Annotated in this window: 28 protein-coding genes; 6 read left to right on the top strand and 22 right to left on the bottom strand. The window is 46.4% G+C overall.

The window, feature by feature from the left end:
- Positions 1-64: 64 nt before the first annotated feature.
- The 7 genes from MKY44_RS23995 to MKY44_RS24025 form a co-directional block, all read right to left on the bottom strand.
- Complete coding sequence (locus MKY44_RS23995; RefSeq protein ID WP_341008877.1) at positions 65-295, bottom strand: sigmaY antisigma factor component; 231 nt, start codon at positions 293-295, stop codon at positions 65-67.
- On the bottom strand, positions 288-623 hold the full coding sequence (locus MKY44_RS24000; RefSeq protein ID WP_341008879.1) for a YxlC family protein: 336 nt from the start codon (positions 621-623) through the stop codon (positions 288-290). The genes MKY44_RS23995 and MKY44_RS24000 overlap by 8 nt, the downstream gene beginning before the upstream one ends.
- Positions 624-625: 2 nt before the next feature.
- A complete protein-coding gene (gene sigY, locus MKY44_RS24005) occupies positions 626-1,156 on the bottom strand; it encodes an RNA polymerase sigma factor SigY (protein ID WP_341008881.1) in 531 nt (176 codons plus the stop codon).
- A gap of 102 nt (positions 1,157-1,258) precedes the next feature.
- On the bottom strand, positions 1,259-1,504 hold the full coding sequence (locus MKY44_RS24010; protein ID WP_341008882.1) for a hypothetical protein: 246 nt from the start codon (positions 1,502-1,504) through the stop codon (positions 1,259-1,261).
- 564 nt (positions 1,505-2,068) lie between these two features.
- A complete protein-coding gene (locus MKY44_RS24015) occupies positions 2,069-2,701 on the bottom strand; it encodes an MBL fold metallo-hydrolase (RefSeq protein WP_036607016.1) in 633 nt (210 codons plus the stop codon).
- 6 nt (positions 2,702-2,707) lie between these two features.
- Entirely contained in the window at positions 2,708-3,277 is a 570-nt protein-coding gene (locus MKY44_RS24020; RefSeq protein WP_017692292.1) for a thioredoxin family protein, read from the bottom strand.
- Between the two features lie 2 nt (positions 3,278-3,279).
- Positions 3,280-3,894 carry a DedA family protein gene (locus tag MKY44_RS24025; RefSeq protein WP_036607012.1) on the bottom strand — a complete coding sequence of 205 codons (615 nt, stop codon included), beginning with the start codon at positions 3,892-3,894 and terminating at the stop codon, positions 3,280-3,282.
- A 160-nt stretch (positions 3,895-4,054) separates the two neighbouring features.
- On the opposite strand from MKY44_RS24025, the gene MKY44_RS24030 reads away from it, so the two are divergent.
- The gene (locus MKY44_RS24030) at positions 4,055-4,402 is read left to right on the top strand and encodes a dehydrogenase (RefSeq protein ID WP_074096436.1); all 348 of its coding nucleotides are present in this window, start codon (positions 4,055-4,057) and stop codon (positions 4,400-4,402) included.
- Positions 4,403-5,045: 643 nt separating this feature from the next.
- Here the strand turns inward: MKY44_RS24030 and MKY44_RS24035 are convergent.
- The 5 genes from MKY44_RS24035 to yyaC all read right to left on the bottom strand — a co-directional run bounded on the left by MKY44_RS24035 (position 5,046) and on the right by yyaC (position 11,518).
- Complete coding sequence (locus MKY44_RS24035; RefSeq protein ID WP_341008883.1) at positions 5,046-7,634, bottom strand: O-antigen ligase family protein; 2,589 nt, start codon at positions 7,632-7,634, stop codon at positions 5,046-5,048.
- 152 nt (positions 7,635-7,786) lie between these two features.
- Positions 7,787-9,034 carry a class I SAM-dependent methyltransferase gene (locus MKY44_RS24040; RefSeq protein WP_051447021.1) on the bottom strand — a complete coding sequence of 416 codons (1,248 nt, stop codon included), beginning with the start codon at positions 9,032-9,034 and terminating at the stop codon, positions 7,787-7,789.
- A 96-nt stretch (positions 9,035-9,130) separates the two neighbouring features.
- The gene (locus MKY44_RS24045; RefSeq protein ID WP_341008884.1) at positions 9,131-9,835 is read right to left on the bottom strand and encodes a DUF6483 family protein; all 705 of its coding nucleotides are present in this window, start codon (positions 9,833-9,835) and stop codon (positions 9,131-9,133) included.
- A 273-nt stretch (positions 9,836-10,108) separates the two neighbouring features.
- Positions 10,109-10,900 carry an alpha/beta fold hydrolase gene (locus tag MKY44_RS24050; protein ID WP_341008885.1) on the bottom strand — a complete coding sequence of 264 codons (792 nt, stop codon included), beginning with the start codon at positions 10,898-10,900 and terminating at the stop codon, positions 10,109-10,111.
- Positions 10,901-10,960: 60 nt separating this feature from the next.
- Positions 10,961-11,518, bottom strand: a complete 558-nt coding sequence (yyaC, locus tag MKY44_RS24055; RefSeq protein WP_082218945.1) for a spore protease YyaC — start codon at positions 11,516-11,518, stop codon at positions 10,961-10,963.
- A 158-nt stretch (positions 11,519-11,676) separates the two neighbouring features.
- Between yyaC and MKY44_RS24060 the strand changes: the two genes are divergently transcribed.
- Positions 11,677-11,901 carry a DUF1128 domain-containing protein gene (locus MKY44_RS24060; RefSeq protein WP_017692283.1) on the top strand — a complete coding sequence of 75 codons (225 nt, stop codon included), beginning with the start codon at positions 11,677-11,679 and terminating at the stop codon, positions 11,899-11,901.
- Positions 11,902-11,996: 95 nt separating this feature from the next.
- On the opposite strand, the gene MKY44_RS24065 is transcribed toward MKY44_RS24060, so the two are convergent.
- Positions 11,997-12,722, bottom strand: coding sequence for a pirin family protein (locus MKY44_RS24065; protein WP_341008886.1), 726 nt, complete (start codon positions 12,720-12,722; stop codon positions 11,997-11,999).
- A gap of 139 nt (positions 12,723-12,861) precedes the next feature.
- A complete protein-coding gene (locus tag MKY44_RS24070; protein ID WP_341008888.1) occupies positions 12,862-13,881 on the bottom strand; it encodes an asparaginase in 1,020 nt (339 codons plus the stop codon).
- Between the two features lie 178 nt (positions 13,882-14,059).
- Here MKY44_RS24070 and MKY44_RS24075 point away from each other — a divergent pair, with 178 nt between their 5' ends.
- The 4 genes from MKY44_RS24075 to MKY44_RS24090 all read left to right on the top strand — a co-directional run bounded on the left by MKY44_RS24075 (position 14,060) and on the right by MKY44_RS24090 (position 16,075).
- Positions 14,060-14,761 (top strand): phosphatase PAP2 family protein, encoded by a 702-nt coding sequence (locus MKY44_RS24075; RefSeq protein ID WP_341008890.1) that lies wholly within the window; start codon positions 14,060-14,062, stop codon positions 14,759-14,761.
- Positions 14,762-14,895: 134 nt separating this feature from the next.
- The gene (locus MKY44_RS24080) at positions 14,896-15,153 is read left to right on the top strand and encodes a GlsB/YeaQ/YmgE family stress response membrane protein (RefSeq protein ID WP_017692278.1); all 258 of its coding nucleotides are present in this window, start codon (positions 14,896-14,898) and stop codon (positions 15,151-15,153) included.
- Between the two features lie 64 nt (positions 15,154-15,217).
- Positions 15,218-15,625 (top strand): YtxH domain-containing protein, encoded by a 408-nt coding sequence (locus tag MKY44_RS24085; protein ID WP_076212649.1) that lies wholly within the window; start codon positions 15,218-15,220, stop codon positions 15,623-15,625.
- A gap of 84 nt (positions 15,626-15,709) precedes the next feature.
- Complete coding sequence (locus tag MKY44_RS24090; RefSeq protein WP_124118109.1) at positions 15,710-16,075, top strand: DUF5665 domain-containing protein; 366 nt, start codon at positions 15,710-15,712, stop codon at positions 16,073-16,075.
- 20 nt (positions 16,076-16,095) lie between these two features.
- On the opposite strand, the gene MKY44_RS24095 is transcribed toward MKY44_RS24090, so the two are convergent.
- The 8 genes from MKY44_RS24095 to MKY44_RS24130 all read right to left on the bottom strand — a co-directional run bounded on the left by MKY44_RS24095 (position 16,096) and on the right by MKY44_RS24130 (position 26,468).
- A complete protein-coding gene (locus MKY44_RS24095; RefSeq protein WP_445670662.1) occupies positions 16,096-17,157 on the bottom strand; it encodes a magnesium transporter CorA family protein in 1,062 nt (353 codons plus the stop codon).
- Positions 17,158-17,258: 101 nt separating this feature from the next.
- Positions 17,259-18,032: a sigma-70 family RNA polymerase sigma factor gene (locus MKY44_RS24100; protein WP_047841571.1), complete on the bottom strand. Its 774-nt coding sequence runs from the start codon at positions 18,030-18,032 to the stop codon at positions 17,259-17,261.
- Positions 18,029-18,481 (bottom strand): anti-sigma B factor RsbW, encoded by a 453-nt coding sequence (gene rsbW, locus MKY44_RS24105; RefSeq protein ID WP_036606993.1) that lies wholly within the window; start codon positions 18,479-18,481, stop codon positions 18,029-18,031. Before rsbW ends, MKY44_RS24100 begins: the two co-directional genes overlap by 4 nt.
- 18 nt (positions 18,482-18,499) lie before the next feature.
- Positions 18,500-18,838, bottom strand: a complete 339-nt coding sequence (locus MKY44_RS24110) for an STAS domain-containing protein (RefSeq protein ID WP_036606989.1) — start codon at positions 18,836-18,838, stop codon at positions 18,500-18,502.
- Positions 18,839-18,924: 86 nt separating this feature from the next.
- Entirely contained in the window at positions 18,925-20,601 is a 1,677-nt protein-coding gene (locus MKY44_RS24115) for a response regulator (RefSeq protein ID WP_341008893.1), read from the bottom strand.
- A 16-nt stretch (positions 20,602-20,617) separates the two neighbouring features.
- Complete coding sequence (locus MKY44_RS24120) at positions 20,618-21,490, bottom strand: CheR family methyltransferase (RefSeq protein WP_074096446.1); 873 nt, start codon at positions 21,488-21,490, stop codon at positions 20,618-20,620.
- Positions 21,491-21,576: 86 nt separating this feature from the next.
- Positions 21,577-25,302 carry a response regulator gene (locus MKY44_RS24125; protein ID WP_341008895.1) on the bottom strand — a complete coding sequence of 1,242 codons (3,726 nt, stop codon included), beginning with the start codon at positions 25,300-25,302 and terminating at the stop codon, positions 21,577-21,579.
- Positions 25,299-26,468 carry a PP2C family protein-serine/threonine phosphatase gene (locus MKY44_RS24130; RefSeq protein ID WP_047841574.1) on the bottom strand — a complete coding sequence of 390 codons (1,170 nt, stop codon included), beginning with the start codon at positions 26,466-26,468 and terminating at the stop codon, positions 25,299-25,301. Before MKY44_RS24130 ends, MKY44_RS24125 begins: the two co-directional genes overlap by 4 nt.
- Positions 26,469-26,552 lie beyond the last annotated feature (84 nt).

The following is a 26,552-nucleotide window of genomic DNA, read 5'->3' on the forward strand; positions in this document are numbered from 1 at the left end:
TCTAGGAATACTAGAATTAAACAACATATTTGTGCAAAATCTTTTTTCCATTTTTAAAATGATGTTATTTCTGATTCCGTCCACCTGGCTTGCGCTGTGATCGAATTACGACAAACCAATATATTATGAGCGGCGTGGGAAATCCGGTGATGCCCCATAATCCCCATAACCAAGGGAAATGTCCACGTCTGCGTGCGTCCCGAAAGATCCATGTGCCCTGAACCAGAAGAAAAATGCCAAGCAATGTAAGCCACAGTGGAGAAATCTCATCCAATGAATAATGCATTTTATTCATGATGAACCTCCTTCCGGCGCCGTCCAGCCCAAATCACAACCAAAACCACCGCAACAGCTGTACCAAGAGCCTGGATTCCCAGATATAGAGCTGGAGCAGATACGAAAAATAATGCCCCGAAGGTAATGGCAAGCAATCCAACCAACCAGAAACATATCATCTCGATCCAATTGGCTCGACGTCTAATCTGTCTCCGTTCCCTGACTTGGGCTTCAAGTGCACCCAAAGAAGGAATACTTGTCGGCTCAAATGCATCATCCAGCACTTTCATGTGTTGTTGCAATCGTTCTACAACTTCTTGTTCTTGTGCATCTTCTGATCTGCTCATCCTTATTCCAGCTCCTTTCTTAACTGACGGAGACCATAAGCTGTGCGTGACTTCACCGTTCCCGCAGGAATACCCAGCATCTCCCCGATTTCGTCATACCCGTATCCATAATAATGCTTCAGTAGCACTGCAACACGATGTTCGGGTGTCAGTCTTGTCATCGCATCCATGACATCTGTCCATTCTTCATTCCGAGTCTCAAGCTGCCAGCGGAATCGACGTACAGCCTGATCCCGGATGAGAGCAAGCCAGTTCTGTTCTCTCTTCTTACGTCTTGTCTTATCGATATAGATCCGGGTCGCAATGGTGATCATCCATGATGAAAAGGCAGACGTGCCATCATATCGATGGATATTTTCCATACAACGAATCATCGTATCTTGCACCGTCTCTTCTGCGAGGTTAGCGTCCATTGTCACTTTGACAAGATACTTATACACAAACGTGTAGTGACGTTGCAACAACGATGCAAGTGCGCTATCGTCTCCCGATACTGCTCTGCGTACCTCTTCCAGCTCAGCTGCCTTTATCATGAAATCACCTGCTTCCCGTTCAATCTGGAGTTATTACGACAGGCTCTGCAAAAACGTTCAATGAAATCAAAAAAAATTAAAACCCGACAATTTCCCGGGCAATCAGACTTGATTCCGGTAATCTTGCAGCTTGTCGAACCACGGTTGGTTGTGGGCTCCGTTTCTTAACACACGACTTGTCCATATATTCTGCTGAGACTTCATCACTTCATTGGTCACGCTAGGGTTATGTATTAAAGTTCGCTCAGTACCCGTTTCTCTTTTCCCACTTTCCAATATGCGACGGTTTTCTTCAATGATCGGATACTCGACACGCTGACCCAACGGAATAACTCTTGGTTTCTCCATTTTGATATTCCCCACTCTCTCATGATCTATATAAGTTGAACTAAAGATTATTTACACTGCCACTACGATGACAGAATAACCTTCCAATCGCTGTTATCCCCAGATTTTTTGATTCCCTTTTCTTAAAGGGAAAATCCGGTGATAGCTTATGCTTCCGATGCAGCTTTCTTACAGAAAGCTTGTGGCTTCGCTTTTTCAGTTTTTTTCTGTACTCTCCGTTATCCTGTAAATGATTAGTTCAACTTATATACTATTTTTAAAAATTTATTATTTCTAAATCAATCTGTACTTGCTGCTAACTTGCTATTGGTCTAAAACTGGCTTGTGATGAAGCGCATCTTGCATCTCTATGTAGCGTAAAAAAGGCTAATTCTGTGATAAAAAGGGGCTGAAAACAAAAAAAGAACGCAAACCGGGTATAGACCACAGTCTGCGTGCTTCGCGAGGTTGGGTGTTTCTTGGTAATGCTTCAGTTAGATGATGCCTTAACGCTTGTAACAACTAATTGCTATTCTAATGAAAAAGTTGTCACTTGTCCAGACTTTCTTCACATATCATGTCGGATTATCTTGCGGACACGTAAGGATTGTTCTGTTTCTCATAACCAATGGTCGTTTTGGGACCATGACCTGGATATACTTTAACCTCATCAGCAAAGGTGTAAAGCTTGTTCTGGATTGAATCAATCAGATCCCGTTCACGCCCTCCTGTCAGGTCCGTTCTGCCCACACCCATGCGGAACAGCACATCACCAGCAAACAGGTCGTTATCACAAAGCAAACTTACACTGCCTGGTGAATGTCCAGGTGTATGGAACACTTTAAACGTATGACCAATCAGATTCAGCTTCTGCCCTTCGTCCATGGCATATTCAGCGGGATCTGTCGAAAGCGGTGGTGTCGCCTGCGGCCAATTCAAAGATCCATTTAATTTCGGGGTGGTAAGCCAGTCGCTCTCCAAGTCATGAAGATAGACGGGACATCCCTTCAATTTACGGATCTCATCTACTCCGCCCATATGATCAAAGTGAGCATGAGTGAGGAGAATGGCTTCAATCTCCAAGTCTTGGATCGCCTTAAGCAGCGGCCCTGGATTCATGCCTGGATCGATAATGACGGCTTTACCCGGATCATCTCCTTGTAGGAGATACGCATTGGTCTGAAGCGGGCCTAGTGTAAACGTACGAATGTTAAGCATATCGGCTTAGTAACCCGAAATCAGTTCACGCAGCTCACGGATAATGGCTGCATGTGACTCCGTTCCTTCCCCATAACGTTTACCAATCTCTTGACGCGCCACAGCCAAATTTTCTTGATAATCTGCTGCTTCACGATCTGGATTAAGGCGTTTGAATTCAATCATGACTTCCTGTACATGCTGCGGACGAGGTCCCCACTGACCCAACACATGACCACCTGTATCTGCGAAAATAACAACTGGCACGGAACGGCCACCCATCGTCAGGAATTCATCCATCACTTCCGGATGGTTCTCCATAATCAGAACTTCTGTTGGAATTCCTGAGATTTCAAGCGCCTGGAACACAACCGGAATATTACGGACAACATCTCCGCACCAGTCAGCAGCCAGAATTAACACACGCAGATCATCGCGATGGTTCAGACTCTCAAAGAACTCACGATCCTCTTCGTTCGACCAAGTAAAGCTATCATAGTTGGCCTGGAATTCACTTTGATTCTTGGTCATACTCTCGATAAAATCTTTCGGTGGAAGACCTTTACCGAATTTGTGAGACAAGTTGGGTTTACCCATGACTAGACACTTCCTTTCTTTTTACGAACATTCATCCATTTAATAAGTACATAAACGATCATAAGGGCGAGAGCGACAAGCAAAATAGGCATAACATATGGTGCCGCTTTCTCATCAATATGCTTCCATTGATCTCCAAGAATCATCCCTAAATATATAAACAATGCAGTCCAAGGTATAACAGCGAGTGTAGTAAGCAAGATGAATTTGCCTGTGTGCATTTTCGTGATGCCAGCCGGGATGGAGATTGCATGTCTTACCACCGGAACAAAACGCGCCGTGAAAATGACACCTGTACCATACTTGCGGAACCACTCCTCGGAATGGTCGATGTGTTTTTTCTGGATGAGTATGTATTTACCGTAGCGTTCAAGTACAGGTCTGCCGCCATAACGGCCAATCCAGTAAATAAATAACTGGGCAATCACACCGCCCACCGTACCAAAAATCATAGCACCGAAGAAGTTGATATTACCTTGTGAAACGAGAAAACCTCCATACGCCAGCACAATTTCGCTTGGGATAACTTCCAACATTAATCCAAGCATGATTCCAAAGTACCCAAGACTTTGAATCCAATCGAACAATTGGCCAACAAGGTTATGAATAAAGTCCATCTCAACCCTCTTTCTCCATCCTGATTGGCGGTGCCCCTCCGCACCATGGATGTTCGTCCCTATTTTATCACAGGGCTGTGGACGTTGCTACATCACGAGGTTAGGATAGTGTCCCGTTCGCAGCAGTCCGCATATGGTATGGGGAGAGGAGCGTGAGAAGATGTCACACAAGTCAATACCCGGTTCTCCGCCGGTCAAACATACGCAATCTGGTCAAAATCTTCCTTCCGCCAGAGGAATTCGCAGGGCATGCAGCAAGGAATTGTACCGAACAGCCAAAAGACTAAAAGTATATGTCTCTCCCGAACGGATGAAGCAGGCAGAAGAATATTATTACGGTAAGGTGATCACAAATCTGCTCTGGATTGGGGAGAATCGCGACAACCGCAAGAAATTATGTGAGTGGTGGAACACGGATGTCAGTGCAGAGATCGCCGCGATGTGGGAAGTAGATGTTGAACCATTAAAAGATGCGTTTCAGCATGCATTTGGCGGTTATCGTCTGTAGATATGGAGGAATGAGGCGGGTAGCTGTGTCTTCAAACCTACTGAAAGACGCAGCAAGGCTGAAGCGAATCTGAACATGTTAGGAACAGGCAAGGGCACTGTGTCCTTAACGTGTGATGTTAATGCGTCCTTCACGTACGAGCAAGCGATAGAGACATATAATGCGAATTTCTCACTTATGATGTAAAGCTTCGCTCTGGCGAAATTCGAGTGCGACCCTTTGCGGATCGAGCAGAGCATGGAGCCGACCACCACGGGGAGCATGAACATAAGCTGAGAGTATATTTTCATGCTCATGCTCATGCTCATAACTCATACTCATGCTCAAGCCCATGAGCGGTAACGAATCTGAGGCGTCTTATTCAAGGATTTGAAGCACTCTTAGAAATCTAAGGAATCTGAGACACGTTATATCGGAATTTTTGGACTTTTATTGGTTTTTTTGTTAGGGAATTTCCGGAAATAACGTGTCTGATGTTCCTTACAATTTAAAAGGAGGAGCTAGAGGCGATATAAGACGTCCTGTGTTCCTTAGAAAATCGCATACCTATCAGCCAGGAGCAGCCAGCTTGGACTTCCAGAATTTTTAGACGCTGACATCCATCATCATATAACTTGGGTAAACGTCAAGATCCAGCAGTTATTCAAGGGCTCCGCTTGGTCAACTCTGGAGTAAACGGAGGAGAAGAAGCCGAAGCAAGCCTGCGCAGGTTCTCTCCATAGCCTGGAGCATGTTCTTCCAGTACAAAACGACGATCATTGCGAACGTTTCCTGCTTCCACTTCCTCAGCCAGCAGTTGATACCGTTCATACATCTGGACACCAGCGGCGGCAGTCTGTTGGGCTCGATCCGTGAATCCTGCCTTCCATTCCCGCCGCGCTGCCTGCTCCATCCAATATAAAGCCGCGGATTGGCCATTGCCATCATACCGATTCAATGCGATCGCTTGTTCAAAATATTCTCCAGCCTGCTGTCCTTCGCCGAATTGTGCTGCCAATCGTCCCAGTTCGATGTAAATCTGAGGGTGCATCGGGGAATGGGACAGGCTGTTTAAAAGGAGTGATTCTGCTTCTCGTCCCGGGAGCGTTCGCGCAAGAGATATCACGATATCCGATCGATTCGGGTTAGACTGCAGGGCAGCCATAAGATGCACCTTCTGTGCTGGAGTGCCATCCGGTTCAGACATCGCCTGACGGTACTGCCCTTCTGCTACGGCATATCGGGAGGTCAGCCAGACTGTTCCACCAATCCAGAAAAGGATGATCATCACTGTGGATACCCTTATTAGCCGAGCAGTTACTCGCTGAAGAATATGAAAGAAGGAACGCATCGAGACAGATAATGGACGGGATTGGGTTGGTAAATATCGCAAGAAAAGAGATCTGGATTTAGATCTCAATTTGGATCTGATAGGAGTGTATTTCACAGTTACGCCGGATCGCTGGACCCCCTCTGTTTCCGTCTTCAATGCGACTGCCCAAGCATCGAGCCAGATGAAGAGCATCCAAAATAGTGTAAAGCTCCAGTCAAAGTCCATCGCCCCATGCAGACCAAAAACACACACAGATGGAATGAGCTGTGGTGCAAAGTAAAAGATGCTTCGCAGGGTGAGGAGAAACCACCCTGCGACAAGCACGATGCCGATCATGCCCGTGTCCAGGGCGAGATCGAGCAGACCGTTGTGGACCTCGCCTCCGACATAAGGCGAGGATTGAATGGCGCGAAACATGTTGCGCCATGTATCCCCACCTTGGCCGAGCCATGCGGCCTCGGTCCACAGCTGGAGGGCGTCCCGCCACATCTGTAGGCGGGACACCCCAGTGCCGACACCCGCCGCGAGGCGATCGGCGGTGGAGGCCACAGCCATGAGTGCGGCGGCGGCTCCCGCCAGCACGATGGCCGTCAGGGCAGCGGAGCGCGGAGCCTTGGCGGCGCCGCTGTGCCATAGGCGGCACAGCAGCAGCGTGCCGAGCAGCGCAGCTGCCCATGCCCCGGCCAGTGCCAGCAGGCCGGGCACGGGTGCAGGCGCCAGCTGGGCAGCAGCCAGCTGGCGGTACAGCCAGGCCGCGCACGCCAGTGGCGCGGCCATGGCCAGCAGCAGCGGTAAGCGGGCACCGCGCCGCTGCAAAGCAAAGGCGGCGACCGCGGCGCAGCCGGTCGCCAGCCAAGCGCCGCGCGACTCGCTCAGCAGGAGCGCGGCTTGCGCGGGCATGAGCGGCAGCACTGCCGCGATGAGTCGCCCGGCCGGCACAGGCCGGGCTATGACTCGCGCGGCGGCTATCAGCCGCTCCAATGCGTACATGCCAACAATGGCACCGTACGCATTAGGGTACTGCAATAATCCGCCGAGCCGTGCTCCGGCGGAGCTGATCTCGGGGTCAGCAGTCCGCATCACCCCGAAGGGCAGCGGCAATACTCCGCACACGGCAAGGATGCCGCTTAGCACAAGCAAGCCGCCTGCCATCTGCCAACCGCAGGCAAACCAACGCGCACCATCCGTGCGCCCAGCCAGTATTGCGGTGAGCAGCGTAAACAGCGCAAGTAAGCTCCAACGCAGCATCTCATCCATACTGCCCTGTCTACTCACTGAGCCTGCCCATGCGTGTAGCCCAAAACATGTCATCATCGCTAGCGGCAACAATACCCGCCACATCCCCGGGAATCGAAATATGTTCCCCTGCCCCTGTACCAATGACATGGGTATTTGTTCACTCGCCTTCTTCGGACGAAAAACTGTAAGAAATAGAACGATCATGATCAAGGTGCTTCCTGCTGCGATCAGAATAACAGGGTACAGGTCCACTGAATAGTACAGTCCTCGACCCAGACATCCTGCGAGCAGCAAGACAATAGAGAGTATGCCCAGCCCAACAGTCCATCCCGACCCTGAGTAATGTTCACATCTCAAGATCCGATCAAAACCACCTGACCCCTCAATTTGGAAAACTCCATTTGATTGATATGTATCATCTTTTTCATACATATCATCTTTGTTGTATGTATCTTCCCTATGAAATGTACGATCTCTACCGTCTCTACCGTCACTCCTGCCCTCTTTACATAAGTCCCTGTTATCTACAGATTCTGTACCATTTGCATGGTGAGACCCTTCAAACACCTGTTCCATCATTTCCTCATTCGCCGCATACCCTCGTCTATACCTTACAACTTTATCCATTGTCCTATTCTTCATCCTTATACACACTCCTTCCTTCCACCGCTCCGTATGCATAACAAAAAGACAGAAGATCCCGATAACGGGTCCTTCTGCCTGATATACATCTGACAGTTATGATGTTGCTTGCTACGAAGTATGTGCATTGAATATCATTTTACATTCAGAGACCCTAATAGCAGTATGTCCCTGGATTGGCATTGGCACACTCAGCAAAGGTCACAATTTGCGGAATCCTGAACGGTTTCTTTGCTCGATTTTGATTTCCCGTTGGCCTGCTTGCCATCGCCAGGAAGCAAATCGGCACAAGCCCGCTCTAAATATGGATCGGCATGAATGAAATCACGGAAAGCCGTATATTCATTCCACATCTCCGTCACTTCGCCGGCCTGACCGCGAACAGCACGAATCAATATGTTTTTAGGCGTATTCTCCATATCGATGAATTCAAGCAATTGTGTCTTGTATCCCATCAGATCAAGCAACTTGGCACGAATCCCATCCGTAGCCAGTGCGGAAAAACGTTCCTTGAGAATACCATGGGACAACAATGGATTCATCACGGAAGCCTCTACTTGATCAAACAGTTCATGCTGACAGCAAGGAACAGACAGAATAACAGAAGCCCCCCAACGAACTGCCTTCTCCAAAGCAGCATCGGTAGCTGTATCACAGGCATGCAGCGTGACAACCATATCCACTTCATTTAATTCATCGTAGTCCGCGATGTCTCCAACCAGAAACTTCAGATCGCCATAATGCAATCGATTAGCCAGATCATTACAGTGTTCAATGACATCTGCCTTCAAGTCCAACCCAATAATCTTGAGTGAACGACGTTGTTGTACAGACAGATAATGATATAACGCAAATGTCAGATAAGACTTGCCGCAACCAAAATCAACGATGGTCAGTGGTCGTCCCTCGGGTAGATGCGGAATAACATCCTGCACCATTTCGAGGAAACGGTTAATCTGTCTGAACTTGTCATACTTACGAGCCAGCACACGACCTTCTTCGTTCATAATACCAAGTTCAACGAGGAACGATACAGGTACGCCTTCCTCCAATACATATTGCTTCTTGCGATTATGCGACAGATCCACTGCAGTTTTGGAAGCAGATTTGGTCAGAATGGATACTTTATATTTTTTGCTGATCAAAATTTGATAGTCTGCCTCGGTCGTACAGAGCAGCCCTTGACGAAACGTCTCTTCGCATAACAAAGTCATGCGCTCAGCCGCTTCAGCCGGAGTCAAATTCTCGTGCAGCACTTTGTTGTTATAATGAAATGCAAATTGATAATGCAGCTGATTCTTCAGTGTCACCGGCTTGACTTGCACTTTGGTATACGAGACATTGTCCCGTCTGCGCAGCTGGCTCCAGGTCGCTGTAATCAGCGAATTCTGTTCAAAGATGTCTTGTATAAGCTTTCGCAATGAATCCACGGGGTACATCTCACTTTCGGTTTGGTTTGGTCAACCGTTACCATACCACAATTCCGTTCCCTCTCCAAGTAAAGGCATGTAACAGGCCTTGATCCAATCCATATTTTATGAGTTCATCTCTTGACGACTTAGTTCAGCTAGTCCCTCTTCAACTTCGTTCCGTGGCAAACCACCATGCTCCAGCCGTTCATCCGTGAGTTGGCTCAACCTTTCATAGAACGCCTGTACATCATCTCGGTAGCTCACCGGAAATTCATCACCAAGCTGGAGCAATCTGTACCAACTGTTCTCTGCCTGATCGTAACGTCCTTGTTGTTCACGATACAGGGCAAGCTGTCTTTCAGTTCGAGCAGGAAGTTCATATTCTTTCGTAAGCCCCAACACACCCTCTACCCGTTCCGGTGCGTCCAACAACTTGGGATTAGCGCCATGATTCAATGCATACAGGTAAAAATGAAGTGATCTCATCAATCGAATGACAGCCTCATCCTCTGCGTCCATTCTCTCCTGATCATCGATGCCTTCCACTTTGGCCTTCTCTTGATAGATGTAAGCCTCTTCTTCAATCAGCCTCGCGGCTTGCTGCAGATTGTCTACCTCAATCATTCCGCGAAAACGGAACATTTCAATAACATCCTCTGCTGGCAATGAGTTCAGTAGAGATAAGTTCAACCCAAACTGCCTGCGCATCAACTCATCCAGTTCAGACAATGCCTCGGTGTGCTTACGCTGCTGTTTGAGCGTGAACACTTTGCCAATTGCTTCGGTCATTTCCTCCATCATGCGGAGCAGATAATCTTTTCTGAACATGCTGTATGCCCCCTCATCATTCGACCCTATACATGCAATCGTTCTCATATCGTTCCTTTATATTTATTTTAATTCATGCCATGACAAAAAGCCAAAAACAAGACGCGCGCGTCTATGCTCTGGCCATGAACATACTAAACCCCTGCCTATCCAAAAGGGACATTGCAGGGGTTCGGTTGGAATGGAACTGGTTACTCCTCCCCCATAAGAGGGTAGAGTCATCCAGAAACCAAACTATATTTTATATGATATCAACATAAATCACTTCATCAATTACTTTGATAATCCATCCATAAATTGTTTAATGACCTGAATTAATTCTTCAGGAGCTTCATACATGCTCATATGACCCGCACCCGCAATCACGGCTTGCACAATATGTGGCTTGTCACTTGTAAATGTACGTTCTGGCGGGGTAACAGCATCCTTCTCTCCCGCAACCAGCAATACAGGTAAAGGTGTAGCTGATAACACATCGCGGCGATCCGGGCGTTCTCGCATAGCAAGTGCAGCACCAACCGCACCTTGAGGAGCAGTCTGGTATCCAATTTCCTTCACACGTGTGACTTGCTTAGATAACGATTCCACATGTTCCGGTGCAAATAAGCCAGGAACCAGTCCATCTACAAAATTCACGATACCTTCAGTTTGAATGGTGGAAACGGCGCGAAGGCGTTTCTCCTTGGCTTCTTCACTGTCCGGATAGGCTGTGGAATGAATCAGACCAAATGCATTCAAACGTTCCGGGTGACGTTGTGCAATCGAGAGCGCAATGTATCCCCCCATCGAGTGTCCCAGAAGGACCGCTTTTTCCACATTCAACTCATCCATCAACTGTAATACATCGTTGCCCATCTGTTCGATGGTATAACTTCCTACAGGTGCATCTGTTTTTCCGTGTCCACGCAGATCAGGTACGATACAGCGATAGCTGCGTGCCAGTTCAGGTACGACCTCATCCCAATACGATGAACTGCCACAGTATCCGTGGAGCAAAATGAGTGCTTCTCCCTTACCTTGTTCGGCATAACAAATCGTCGTTCCATCACACATCACTTTTTCCATATGAATCCCTCTCTCTGCGCGAATTAAATAATTCAGGTTGTATATTATTAAGCCTACATATCATGAATGAAACGTTTGTCTCCATTTCCATGCTTCAATTGCGGCGTCTGCAATCGTTCGGGACATCCCCATGACCAAGTGAAGCGAGGTCATCTGCAAAATGGAATAGGGCCTTGGTCCATTCGCATTAACCACAGCTGCTACACTGTATTGTCCAACAGGAGGTAGCTTGCCTCCGACCGATTGGGCCGGAATGAGTGGGTTATTCGAGAGATAGTATGTACCTACCGCCTGCTTTGGACCCAGACATGCATCAATTGCTATGATGGCATGGTGTGCAGGAATAAGTGCCAATTTCTTTTCCAGCGTATCTGCATCACAAGGGGAAGACAGCGTGCCAATCACGTTCTCCATTCCGCTCTCTTGCAGTAAACTTCCTGTCAGTGGACCCAGAGCATCCCCGGTGGAACGATCAGTACCGATGCAGACAAACGTGATTTCAGCTGGAGAATGAAGTTGAACGATGTTTTTGAAAAATAAGACCAGATTCTCTGCAGGCACGCCTTTGCGGACTTCCCTTCCTTGATGGCGAACCATTTCTCGCTTATACGCTGCCAAGCTGTATTCCCTCCAGTACACTCAGGCTTCCGTTAAATCCTGTTGTTGTATCCATCATTGTAACCGATGCTTGGTTTCCTCGCAAAAGCATTAGCCTGAGCGCTTCCAATCATGATACAATAACAAGAGTTTCCGATACGGAAGGGATGAACTTAACGATGGATTTAACACAAGCAACAGCAGCCAATATGGAATATATGATTGAAGCGATCAAAACCAAACTTCGTATGGCAAGCGGTGCCGCCATGCAAGCTTCTTCATTCCCACTTGAGAAATATGAAGATCTGTTTGACCTGTATGAAATGATTTTGAGCAAGGAACATCTCAGTATCTCTGAAGTGGAAGCTGTCGCTTCGGAACTGGGTAATCTTCGTAAATCCTAAGCAAAAAAAGGACCTGTTTTCCACATCACCGTGGGAACAGGTCCTTTTTACATGTTTATATTTCCAGAATATCTTTTACGGAATACATCCCATCCTTAAGGCAGGTCAACCAAAACAAATTCGGCAGGTTCACTGTCTGTACTCGTGATTTGCAGATCACAGCTTTTGCGAATCCGTGCGGCATCGCCCGGCTTGAGGTTGAAGTTACCATCCGAACAATGAATCTCTACATGTCCACTGATCAGGAAAAGATGTGTCCGTCGATCTTCGTGTTGCGGGTACATCAACTTCTTCCCGGACTCCAAATGGGACAGGTAACAGGTTACATCCTGGGAAATAGGCAATGCGCCTTCGCTTCCCTCGCCCCCTTGCCCGGATACAATCGGACATAGACGATTCAAATGTTCCTGCGGCTCTATTCTCCGATTCGAATAGGAAGGTTTCAGCATACGCTCCGATGGCAAAAACCACATCTGGAGGAAACGTACCGGTTCATCCGCTGACGGATTGGTCTCGGAGTGTTCCACTCCCGTACCAGCACTCATCACCTGGACCGTACCCGGTTCAAGCAATTGTTCTGTTCCCATACTATCCGTATGTTTGAGTGTACCCGATATGACATAGCTGACTAGTTCAAGATCATGATGTGGATGTTTCTTAAAGCCTTCTTGCGGCATCAGCGTGTTTTCATTATGAGCCAACAGACAGCCAAAATGAGCGTTGCTTGGATCATCATAATCCGCAAAGGAAAAGCTGAATTCACTGTGTATCCAACCTCGATCCGACGTGTGCCTTTCTTCCGATGTCACCACTTTAATCATGTTCATCCACCTCCAAGGGTTTAGAGCTGCCACATTACCGCGGCAGTCCATGCGTGTATATGAATTGTATAGATGAATACCAGTTGGTATGTCATCTTTACCCGGGGTCCGGCAACTCTAATCACGCCCCTTCTTAAGGTTATACGCTATCTTCAAGTGAGTGGAGAATGAACTCACTATCTGCATGACCTACAAGGGTACCCGCATCATTTCGGATGTCCGAAGGGAACACTTCAGCCAATCGGGCAATGGTTCTCTCATTGGAATAACCAATCTGTCTCAGGATGGATTGGGTAATGAAGGCCCACTCTTCCTCGGAACCATCAAGCACCTTGAAGGTGATTCCCAGTCTTTCTTTTTTCAGACCAAAACCGAATACCCCCTTGAATCCACCCTTCGCTACAATGTTATCGTCTTCCAGCAGCACTGAATCTACACGCTCCGTTCCACCAACCATCAACGGATGTTCATTCATAGCTGATGTAATGGTCTCTACAGCTGTTCTTGTGGAAGGATCAGCGATAAGATCCGGACAAGCGAGCTTCAGATAAGCGTTCGACAATGCCGACAACGGCAAAGAAAATACCGGAAAGCCGCAGCCATCCGTCCCAAGCTCAATCTCTTTTTCCTCAATACCTGCCAGGTCGGCAAAGGTTTCAAGAATTTCACGTTGCACCGGATGATCCGGTTCAGCGTAACTGCCCAGATCAACCTGCTTCATCTGACTGTACCCCAGAATTCCCAGATGTTTTCCGGAGCAGTTGTGCAAGATGCGCCGTTTCTCTCCTTGTCCACGTAACCATTGATTACGGCTTTCTTCATTAAGCGGATAGCTTGGTGCACAGATCAGGCATTCTTCTCCCAATCCGATTTTACCGGATAGCTGCTCCAGCACTCGAATATGTTCCGGTTCCGAACGATGCGAAGAGGACATAATCGCAATCTCCTGTGCTGAGAGGCCATAGTGACTGGCAATCCCTGCCCGAATTCCTGGAATAGCTTGAAAAGGTTTGGCAGATGAGCGAGTGAACGCTCGAAAATGAGGATCACCAGCCGAGTATATGATTCGACCATGCTCATCCGTAATACTTATGTGTCCGTAATGGGCGCATTCCATAACGCCTGCACGGTATTCTTTAATTAACAAGGCACTCTCCATGCGAGTTCTCTCCTTTGTGCTCCCGAATTCATCTCTGCTTTGCGTCACGACGCCGCATGGGATATCTTAAATAGTATAGTACAAAAGCGACGTTTTTACAGTTTTTTCGACAGGTATTTCGGGTATAGCTTTATCAATCTATGTTCATCTACTACAACTATTGAAGGAGAAACTCACTATGCCGCGCAAAACGTATTCATCAGCCTCATTCAGTTCAACTCCCGGCACGTTGTTACGTCCACTCCTCAACTGGGGTTTGGCTGGTCTGGCCCTCAGCGCTTCGGTCGTATTTATCCTGGCAGGTCTGGGTGCCTGGTTGGGTGCTGATGTTATTATTCGTCTGGATGATCAAATTCAGCAATTATTTTATCTCAATTCGGATTCACGTCTTCATCTATTCCCTTACACTGCATTCATAACCGCACTGGGCTCATTCAAAATCTCTGCTGTGGCTGCCGGAGGTTTTGCCCTTCTTTTCTTCATGCAACGCAGTCCAAGGTTTGTTATATATGGATATGCGATCTTGGGGAGCTTTGCCATGATGTGGATTCTGAACACGTTATTGAAGGAATTTTTCAGACGAAGCAGACCTGAACTGGATCATCTGCTGGTCGTTCACGGGTACAGCTTCCCTAGCGGCCATGCCATGATCTCCATGGGCTTCTACGGCATGCTCTTTGTAATCTGGGCCATTGAACGACATCGGTATGCCACTTCCGGTGTGTGGCTACCTGTTTTATGCGGCATCAGTTTTATTTTCTTCATCGGCATCAGCCGCATCATGCTGGGTGTTCATTATCCTACGGATGTATTTACGGGATTTGCCGCTGGTTTGGCATGGATCTTCTGCATGATTAAAGGCATTAAACAAACCCACTAAAGAATGAATTCCTCCAATTTCCAATTCATTCATCCCCATCTTTATTGTTTCACAGGGTTGCACGGCGTTTATATACGAAGTAAGCAAACGCGAACAGACAACATCCTACATCAAGTTTAAAGGAGGCGGTTGTTATGTGGGGCATCATTATCAGCATTGTGATGGCTGTCATCATCGGTTTGATCGGAGATGCACTTGCCGGTCACAACATGCCTGGAGGCATAATCGGTGCAATGATTGCCGGATTTGCCGGAGCCTGGCTGGGAGCACTTTTGCTTGGTAACTGGGGACCAGTTATCGGTAACTTTGCCATCATACCTGCCATCATTGGTACAGCGCTCTTTGTTTTCTTGCTGGGGCTTGTGTCCAGACTGCTAAGACAGGCTGCCTGATTCGGGCAACAAGGTGTTCGTTGTTTCGTATTTGTTTCTTAAATTGAAGAAGGAGTGATTAGACATGAATAAAGCAGAAGAGCAATATCCTGTACAGACGGGTTCAACTTTCGCAAAAGGTATTTTCATCGGGGGTTTGCTGGGAGCTGCAGCAGCACTACTCTTTGCGCCTAAACCGGGACGTGAATTGCGTGGTGACCTTTCCGAGAAAGTGGGCATCGTTACTGACCGCACCAAAGAAGTGGCAACTGTTGTAAGTGACAAAGCCACTGAACTGGCTAAAACGGTCTCTTCCAAAACTTCCGATATTGCAAAAACGGTAAATCAAGGCCGCAATGATGTAATGGACTCTGTGAGAAAAGCGTCCGCTGATGTGGCTAACGAAGCATCCCGTGCATCTGATGAAGTGGCTGCCGCTTCCGTTGAAGCGAAGGAAGATGCACGTAAAGAACTTAACTCGACCAGCCTGTAAGGCGATACAGATCGAGTGACCAATAGCCAGCTGCACTCCAGCTGGCTATTTTTTATCCAATGCGAGTTGAGGAGGACAAATACTATGAGTAAAGTTACAATTAACGGTAATACTCCAATTACGGGAGCAACACCGGCACAGCAGTATGATACGAGCGAGCATCCTTTTGAATTGCGTCATGAGGTAAAGCGATTGAACACCCGTCTGGACCAGATTGCGGACAGTCTGGAGAGAGCACAGATCAAGGATATTATTGAGAATTATAGCAGTCCCAAAAAGCGGATTATTACCAATTTCACAGCGGGCATGGCACGAGGTCTAGGTCTGACTGTGGGTACCTTTGTTGTTCTCGGTTTGCTGGCATTCATTCTCAGCCAATTCGTGAATATGCCGATTGTGGGCCAATATATCGCTGACTTGCTTGGTTATATTGAAGATTACAAAAACTAAGAGGACTAACCAACAGTAGGTTATCCCTTACGTTTTTCCGTTGCTCCTTTTTTCTCTTTCTCTTCAGCTGAAGGCTGTGAGGATTTCACTTTGAGCAGATCTCCTGTCCAGCCTTTCATCATCAGCCATACATACATGCTGATCATGCTTAAGATAATGACAACAAGGACCAGTACAACTCCCCATGATTTGTCGATAAAGGGCAGGTTCTCAAAGTTCATCCCCCATATCGCGCCAGCTGCCGTGGCAGGTATGAACACAGCAGTAACAATGGTCAACGTCTTCATGATCTCATTGCCACGTACACCGGAGATCGCATTATCAATGGAGATTAACGTATCGATCTCTTTCTCGTAGTGACTAAACAAACGTTCCATTCGCTCTACTCGATGTTGGAGTTGCTGGAAATATCGATTTTCGTTTATTTCACTGAGATAAGCCTCATGGGCAGCAGCCATCAGTTCCGAGTAGGGGATAAACAGATTGCTCCAGTATAACAGTTCAAATCGGGCGGCCAAAATCTGGTCCATCAAGGTGCGGGCATTGCGGGATTCCATCTTCCGTTCCAGATCACGCAGGTTCATCTCAAAATGATCCATCCCCACATGGTAGTAATGCAGTATAGCTCGAAAAAGTACAAACATCCCGTCCCTAGCCTCACTACATTGCTGTAACATATGGGCACGTTCATCCGTCTTCATAATACCTCGTGTATTGTCATCCATATTTAAGGTAACCAGGTTATTGCGATCGACATAAAAAAACATCTGATTATCTTGACGTTTGTCATCTCTCTCATTCTTGATCGCATACAACAATGAACCAAATATAACTGGTTCTGTACCATTCACGAAACGGACGGACAAATAATTCGATTCAACTTCCGGAATCTTATTAAGCCAATACTGCATATCCGGAAACGCTTCTGTCAGCTCCTCCAACGCATCGTTCATGCTATGGGTGTCAGGTGCAACCCAATCCCACCATTGCCAATGGTCCGAGCAAGATAACTTGTCACGGCGAGCCTCCAACTTGATTTGGTTCACAATCACTTTATCCACTCCTGCACTCATGTTCTTCATTACATACCCATCTTTTTGATCCCAAAAAGGACACGTATGCATTTCAGCGCATTGACGTGTCCTTCTTTATGCCGTACTCAACAACATTTGGGTTCCATTTTTCATAACATTGAAGCATTAGACATGATCTGTTTCAGCTTCTCTGTAGCTCGCTTCTGAATCCGAGATACACTCATCTGTGAAACACCAAGCTTCTGGGCAATTGCCCGCTGAGATTGGCCATCCTGGAATGCTAGAATAAGTACCTGCTGTTCTTGTTCCTTCAATTGTCCCAATGCCTGTTGCAAGTCCATCCGTTTTTCGACCGAATCATAGTCATTAACATCTGCACTGATCAGTTCTCCCAATGTTGCTGCACTGTCATCCTGAGATAAAGGGGAATCCAGTGATACATAGTGGTAACATTCCCGACCAGCCAGAACTTCAATTGTCTCTTCTGCAGTCAGATCAAGGTATTCAGCAATTTCGTTCACACCGGGTGAGCGCTCCAGCTTAACGGTTAACTCATCAATGGCATGTTGCACAAGGGCTCCCTTTTCCTTAATCCTCCGGGGTACCTGAATATACCAGGATTTGTCACGCAAGTAGTTCTTCATATGACCGATCATACTCTTCATGGCATAAGGTTCAAACGGAATACCTAGGTTGATATCGTATTGCTTGAGCAAACGAATCAAAGCCATCTGCCCGGTCTGATACAAGTCTTCGTATAGATCGGGGCGATTCCGAGCGATTTTACCTGCTGCCATCTTGACCATTGGTTCATATTTACGGATGAGAACTGTTGCAATTTCATTATCTTGGGTCTGCTGGTATTCCCAGATCAAACCTATAGCTTCAGACATGGACTCTGGGGGAGTCACTTTTTCATTCATACTTTCTCCTCACTTCTTGCAAGACGTTTTACGAGTACTACTTTCGTACCTTTGCCCGTCTCACTTTCCACACTGACATCGTCCATCAAGGCTTGCATCAGGTAGAACCCAAGTCCGCCAATCTGTGCTTCCGTCAGTTCTTTGTCGTGTAGACCGGCACGTGACACAGCAGGGTTCATGTTCTCGAAGCTGGCACCTTCGTCCTTAACAATAATGGACAATGTTTCGCCATCCACTTCGAATACAACTTCAACCATGCCGCCTTCGTGTGAGTAGGCATACAATACAGAGTTGTTACAGGCCTCGGATACAGCAACTTTCATATCCTCAATGTCTTCGTAGGAAAATCCCATTTTGGATGCTACTCCATAGAGATTGAGTCTTACAATATCAACGTAATCAGCTGTCGCAGGTAAATTAAGGGTGACTCTTTGAACTTCTGCATTCATTCCTTTTTCGATCCTTTCCTATTGGGAATTCTTCTGTGTGACAAAGAATTTGGCGATGCCCGTCATGTCAAAAAGTTTCTGAATCTGCGCAGGAACTTCCTGTACTTCAAAGCGAGCTTCCATTCCATGTCTTGCCTTCAGAACAGATAACAGGATACCAATCCCTGTACTATCGATATACTTCAATTCTTTCATGTTGATCACAAGATCCTGTTCCTTGTTATCCACGAGCGGCTCCATCACCAAGCGGAAGTCAGGAGCAACCGACAAATCCAGTTCGCCAGTCAGATACACCGTGCACACGCCGTCCTGAGTTTCGGTTCTTGCATTGAATTTTTCATTTTTATTTGTATTCATTAGACATCTCTCTCCTGATCAATGGTTTCCTTACCTAATAACCCAACTTCAGCACGAGTGAAACAGAAAGAAGTTTGGAAAATGTTTCAATTGGCCTGATTCATGGCTGAAGGGCCTGGGTCTAACATTTGTCGTTGTTTCTGAAACTGGGCTATTTTCTGTTTTACATTGCCCATTTTCACCGGTTTACTAATATAATCATCCATGCCGGCAGCAATACAGCGCTGCTGAATACCTTCCATCACGTTAGCAGTCATGGCTATAATGATTGGCTGATCAGACTCGGATAGGCTTTCTCGAATCCGCCGTGTACATTCCAAACCGTCCATCACAGGCATCTGCAGATCCATAAACACATAGTCATAGGGATAACGGCTACCGTTTACCATATCGAGTGCGCTCTGCCCATCTTCAGCAATGTCTGAGAGCAACCCCAGCTTACCGAGCATAATCGCCATCAACTTCTGGTTAATAGGATGATCATCCACGATTAATACCGTAGGATATTTATTCTCATTTTTCACATCCGTTGGCTTCTCTTCCCCGTTCCTCTGGATCAGTTCAGTTTCTACATAACGTTTCGCCTGAATTGTAAATACAAACGTCGCTCCCCGTTGCTCTGTTGTATCCAGATAGATCTGTCCACCCATCATTTCAACCAGAGTCTTGCATATTGCCAGTCCTAAGCCAGTTCCACCGTATTTACGTGTCATGGATGTATCCAGCTGGGAAAACGGCTGGAACAGGCGATCAACTTTGTCTGAAGCGATACCTATCCCGGTGTCTTTAACGGCAAACTCCAATGCCATTTCTCCATCCTTTTCTTCCTTAACTGACACGATCAGATACACTCCACCCTGATCGGTAAATTTGATCGCATTGGCAATAAGATTCAAGAGAACCTGACGGAGCCTTGCCATATCTCCGTAGATTAATTCAGGGACAGAATCTTCCAGGAAATAATCCAGTTCCAGGTTCTTTTTGCCTGCTTCTGCAGCAAATAATCCCAACACTTCCCGAATACAGGAGACAATTTCAAAAGGGTGCTCTTCAAGTTCCATTTTGCCAGATTCCATCTTGGTAAAATCAAGAATGTCGTTGATGACCGTAACGAGTGCATCTGCACTGCGACGAACGATGTCTGCATATTCCTTCTGATCTTCCCTCAGTTCCGTCTCCATCAGCAGATCAACCATACCGATGACTCCGTTCATCGGAGTACGAATCTCATGACTCATCATTGCCAGGAACTCGGTCTTTGCATTGGCTGCAATTTCTGCTTCTTCCTTGGCCTGAATGAGTTGTTGGTTCATCTTCTCCAGTTCCTGTGTCTTCTGGTGAAGAAGCATGGTCTGTGTCTTCAAACGTTTATTGGTGATAAACATCTCCACAAATCCCTCGATTTTGGATTTCAAAATCTGAGGAATAAATGGCTTAACCATGTAATCAATGGCCCCGGCTGAATATCCGGCAAACAAGTGCTCCGCTTCTCTACTATTCGCAGAGATGAATATAATCGGCACATCCTTGGACTTGTCCCGTGCCTTAATTAACTTTGCTGTCTCAATTCCGTCCATTCCAGGCATCTGCACATCGAGAACGATAACCGCAAATTCGTCTTTTAGCAGACAGCGGAGTGCCTCTTCTCCGGAAGTTGCCTTAACGAGTTTATATTGTTCCGATTCCAGAACTGCTTCAAGAGCAAGCAAGTTCTCAGGGCGGTCATCTACCAATAATATGTGGATTGGTTCATTGAGCCCCATGGCTAACCCTAACCCCCTATTTGATCTTCCGGTATATTTTTTCGGTCCGGTCTAACGGCTCATAGGTATCACTGAACTCTGTAAAATGTATCGATTCTTTCGACCCCAGAACCAGAATACCAAAGTGGCTCAAGCTCTCATGAAACAGCCCATGCACATGGTTCCGCAGTTCATCATTAAAATAAATCATGACATTACGGCAAAAGATAACATTAAACTCGTTAAATGACCGGTCTGTTGCCAGGTTGTGCTCGGCGAAAATGATGTTCTTCCTTAGAAAAGGATGAAATATCACCGAATTGTATTTCGCTGTATAGTACTCGGAGAAGGCTCTGGTACCCCCTGCCTCCAAATAATTTGTAGTAAATAGTTTCATTTTCTCAATACCATATACGCCTTCTTTGGCCTGTTGCAAAGAGCGATCATTCATATCCGTTGCGTAGATTCTTGCTTTGTCATACAGTCCTTCCTCATGCAACATGATCGCCATGGAATAAACTTCCTCTCCCGTAGAGCATCCCGCATGCCATATTCGGATATATGGGTAGGTTCTTAGGATAGGAATGATCTGTTCCCGAAACATTCGGAAAAGCGAAGGATCTCGAAACATTTCCGTTACAGGGATGGATAAGTTCTGTACAAAACGGTCAAACGCGGAACGGTCATGAAGAACACGTTCCTGCAATCCGGATATGCTTTTAACACCTTCAGCATGTGCATGATGCCAGATTCTTCGTTTCAGGGATGGCAGTGCATAGTTTCTAAAATCATATCCATATAAACGGTGCATGCCTTCCAACAGCAACTCAATCTCGATCAGCTCGCGTTCTTCATCTTGCGGCATACGGACCAAATCTGCCCCCGTCTCGGTAGGTTCCCACGGTGTCATAAGTTCTCTCCACTTCTTCATTTGTTACTTGCGTATTCGTCGTATTGTCTTTCATTACCCAAACAATGAGCATACGAATAATGAACTTACGAATACAGCCATACGCGCATTAAGGATAACAATTGATCTGTCTGGATCGGTTTTTTCACATAATCAGATGCTCCGGCCTCAATACATTTACCGCGATCCTCTTTCATGGCTTTGGCCGTGAGCGCAATAATCGGCAACTTTTCAAACTGCGGAATCTGTCTGATTCGTGTCATCGCTTCATAACCGTCCATTTCTGGCATCATCATATCCATTAGTACCAGATCGAATTCCGGATTTTGCTCTAAAATCTCCAGAGCCTCGCGGCCGTTCTCAGCAAACGTCACATCCATCCGATAACCTTCAAGAACACTTGAAAGGGCAAATACGTTACGAATATCGTCATCTACAAGCAATATTTTCTTGCCTTCAAACAACGTTTCTTTGTTGTGTAGTTTCTGTAAGATTCGACGCTTGTCTTCCGGCAAATTGGCTTCTACCCGATGCAGGAACAAAGTCGTCTCATCCAGCAGACGTTCCGGTGACTTCACATCTTTGATAATGATGGACTCCGCATATTTGCGCAGCTTCATTTCTTCCTTGGAATCCAGTTCTTTGCCTGTATAAATTATAATCGGCAGATCGTTCAGATATTCATCATCACGAATCTGGTCGAGCAACTCAAACCCGGTCATATCCGTTAACATCAGATCCAGTACCATGCAGTCATAACGCTGGCTGTGTAATTCATTCAATGCCTCACTACCTGTCGATACAGCGGTGATTGCAACATCATCATGACCAATCAATTCAATAATAGCTTTACGCTGAATTTCATCATCTTCGACGATCAACAGTCGTTTCAATTGATTCTCAGTATATGATTTGATATGCGAGAATGCTTTATCCAGTGAATCCTTGCTCGAAGGTTTTTTCAGATACGCAATGGCGCCCATCATCAGACCTTGCTTCATATCATCAATGACTGAAATCACATGAACCGGAATGTGACGTGTTGCCGAACTGCTCTTCAGCTCGCCCAGAATGGTCCAACCATCCATCACCGGCAATTGAATATCCAGGATAATGGCATCCGGCAAATATTGACGTGCCATTTCTAGTCCTTTATCACCTTGAAGGGCAACAAGTGCTTTGAATCCTCTTCCTCTCGCCATATCCATCAAAATATGTGCAAAGTTCACGTCATCCTCAATGATGAGGAGGATTTTGTCACCTTCCATGATATTCTCCCGGTCATCTTCGATCTGCGTGACATCTGGAGTATGGGTAGGAGACAGATCTGTACCCACGCTACGCTCCGGATCAGGAGAGAGAATAGACTGATGACTTGAAAGCATGGTCCGTGTTTCGATGGACTGTTCATAAAGATCCTCTGAGGATACAGCCGCTTCTCTTGAAGCACCTTCCTCCGCCAGCGCTTCCTCTTCATGATTATCCGGCAGGTACAAGGTAAAGCAGCTACCTTCCCCTTCAGATGATTCCACCTGTATTGCGCCACCAAGCAAACGTGCCAGCTCCCTGCTAATGGACAATCCCAGGCCAGTTCCACCGTATTTCCGACTTGTGGTCCCGTCTACTTGCTGGAACGCTTCAAAGATCAGATCCGTCTTATCCGATGGAATACCAATACCGGTGTCTTTTACACTAAATCCGAGATATTCCTGATTGGTATTCATATACCCTGGCAGTTCTTCCGGTTTCATCCGTCGTCCAATCAGACTAACCGAACCTCGATTGGTGAACTTAAATGCGTTCGACAACAAATTCCGTAAAATCTGTTTGACACGATGACTGTCGGTGTATACCCATTCCGGTAGATCGCTGTCGAAATCGATATTCAAGCTAAGTTCCTTTTTATTCGCCATCGGTCCAAAGTTCTGCTGAACAAAGCTGGTCAGCTCTTCCATTCGAACTGTCTCATAATTGATATCCATCTTACCTGCGTCCACCTTGGACAGATCCAGAATCTCATCAATCATCTTCAGCAGATCCGCGCCCGACATGTAGATGGTTTGCGCATATTCCTGCTGCTTGTCAGTCAGATTTCCACCCTTGTTCTCCGACAATAACTGGGACAAAATGAGCAGACTGTTCAATGGTGTACGGAGTTCATGTGACATATTCGCTAAAAATTCGGACTTGTACTTGCTTGTCATCGACAGCTGTGTAGCTTGCTGTTCCAACTGTGTCTTCGTTTTCTCAATTTCTTCATTTTTCTCTTCGACTTCACGCACCTGCTCTTCAAGCGCCCGCGTCTTGGCAATGAGCTCCGTATTGAAATGTTCCAGTTCTTCCTGCTGACGCTGCAGCAATTCCTCGGAACGTTTAAGCGCCTCTGTCTGCTCCTCCAGATTCTCATTAGAACGACGGAGTTCTTCTTGCTGTGTCTGCAATTCTTCCGATTGAACCTGCAGTTCCTCAGTCAGTGCCTGGGATTCGCGCAGCAACTCTTCCACACGCAAACGACGTCGAACGTTGTTCAAAATTACGCCTAAGTTCATAATCAATTGTGTGAACAACTGCTTGTGAAGTTCATTGAAACCTTCAAAGGAAGCCACTTCAACTACACCAATCAGTTCATCTTCAAACACAACAGGATAGATCATGATACCCGTAGCACGTGTTGAGCCTGAAGCTGAACCAATATGCACATAATCTTCAGGCGTATTTTCCAGAATAATTGGTGTCATATCCAGCGCGGCTTGACCAATCAAGCCTTCACCGATGCGATACATTTCTTTACCAACATCTTCGTTCTCTTCAAATGCGTATGCACCGTAGCGTCTCAGTTCATCTGGATGTTTCTCTTCATCGATCAGATAGACGACACCCAACTGAGCGCCAAGCACAGGTGTGAACTCACTGATAAACATCTGTGAAATTTGGCGAATGGAGCCAATCCCCCGAAGCAACTCCGGGACTCTTGCGATGTTTGAACTCATCCAGTTTTGATCCTGCTGAGCCTGTACATAAGCCCTCTCGATTTCCAGTTTTTCTTCCAGATCACTGGATACATCTTTGAACACACTGGCAATCTGACCAATCTCATCGGTTGATTTGACCTGTATCCGCCGAATGGTTCGGTAACGCCCTTTACCAAAGCTGGTAATCATCATAGAAACAGTGTTCAGCCCCCGTGTAATACTCGGCAGCACCCACATAATGACACCCAATGCAAGCAACAACCCCGCAATCATGATACTTATCGTGATCTGTACGGCTCTCGTATACGCTGCATTAGCGTTCTTGATCTCGGCATCAATCTCTTGATCCTGATAACGGGAAAGAGCATTCAAACTATCCACAGCTTCTTTTTGCACCGCGAGTCCTGTTGAATTGCGGTAGTTATTCGCATCTTCTACCCTGCTTTGGGACATCAGGCTGATCTGTCTCGTCGCATAGGATGTATAAGCGGTCCACGCCGTATTCACACGATCCACCAGTTGATGTTCAGGTGCACTGTCTGCTCGGTTTCTTACTTCTACGAGGTAACCATCCCCCCGATCCTTCATCTCCTTCAGATCACCTTCAGCAGCACTAATGGAATTGTTCGGATTCAATAACAAGTTAGCCAGCACTTTGGCAATATCATTGACCTCTCCACGTGCAGCAGAAGTGAACCTTACTTTGAGATAACGTTCTTGATACATCTGATCAATCTGCTTATTGCTACTGTTCAGGCGTTCATAACTCACAAACGTGAGTACGATCAAAATAGCCATCAGAGCGGTAAAACCAATCAGCAGTTTATTCCTGATCTTCATTCATCGCCCGCCCCTTTATCTAAAGTAATCCAGACCAGACATTTATCATCATCCCGCTCCTGGGGAATTTCGTCGTCAAAAAACATGGCCTGCATGGCAGCTTCATTCCACTGATGTGAGCCGGTCAGTTTTTCGATCAGGAATTCATGTTGTTCCTCCTGCCCGCCCTGAACAGCTTCCAATAGTCCATCCGTATAGAGTGCAATATGCCCGTCACCCTCATAATGGATCGTTTGTGGTTCAATATCCATTTTGTCAAATAAACCAACAGGACAGCAGACGCTGTCAAATGTGGTGACACTGCCGTCGTTTCGGAAAAATAAAGCAGGTGGATGCCCTGCATTAACATAATCAATACGCTTCATCCGTGTATCAACGACCAGATAAATTGCCGTGAAATAATACTGCACCAATTGTTTTTCCAGATGGAGCTGGTTAAAACGACGGTTCAACTCCTGAATGACCTTCTCTGGATCCACATAAGTGGTAACCGTATCTTTCAACACAGAAGCGATAAACATGGTAAACAGGGATGAAGATATCCCATGTCCCATCATGTCGAGCAGCAGTACTCCATAACGGCCTTCCCCAAGGGGGTACCAAGAATAGAGATCACCCGCAAGCTCAAAGGATGGTTTATAGATGGCATGCACTTGGAACAGCGGGTCCCTAATTGCCGGACTTAAAACAGCATTTTGGACCATCGCTGCCAACTTGAGCTCATCCTGAATACGTTGATCACGCTCTTTATGCCAATCCTTCTCCTGTTTTAGACGAAGTGCGAGTCGAATTCTGGCCATCAGTTCGACTTTATTAATCGGTTTGGTCACATAGTCAGATGCCCCAGCATCCAATGCTTCGGCAAGTTTCTTGGAATCTCCGATGGCAGTCACCATAATAATCGGTATATCCTTCAGATTCTCAAATTTCTGCACAATACTGCAGGCTTCGATGCCGTCCATCTCGGGCATCATCATATCTAGCAAAATCAGGTCAATATCCGACGGTCTTGGACGAAGTTCGTTGCTTTCCTCCCCAATTCCCAACACTTCAAACATTTCCATGGCGGAACTCGCCGTTACAATGTCACGATAGTTTTCTTTTTTCAGAATTTCTCGAATGATAATGACATTCGTCGGATTGTCGTCAACAATAAGTATTCTCATTGATATCTCCTTATCTGTGGCGTCCGGGTTTGTCGATTCTTATTAGGTTAAAACAAACGTTGATTATACAAATTTTGCATACAA

It is taken from the genome of Paenibacillus sp. FSL R7-0026, assembly GCF_038004485.1.
In the GTDB taxonomy this organism is placed as follows: Bacteria; Bacillota; Bacilli; order Paenibacillales; family Paenibacillaceae; genus Paenibacillus; species Paenibacillus xylanexedens_A.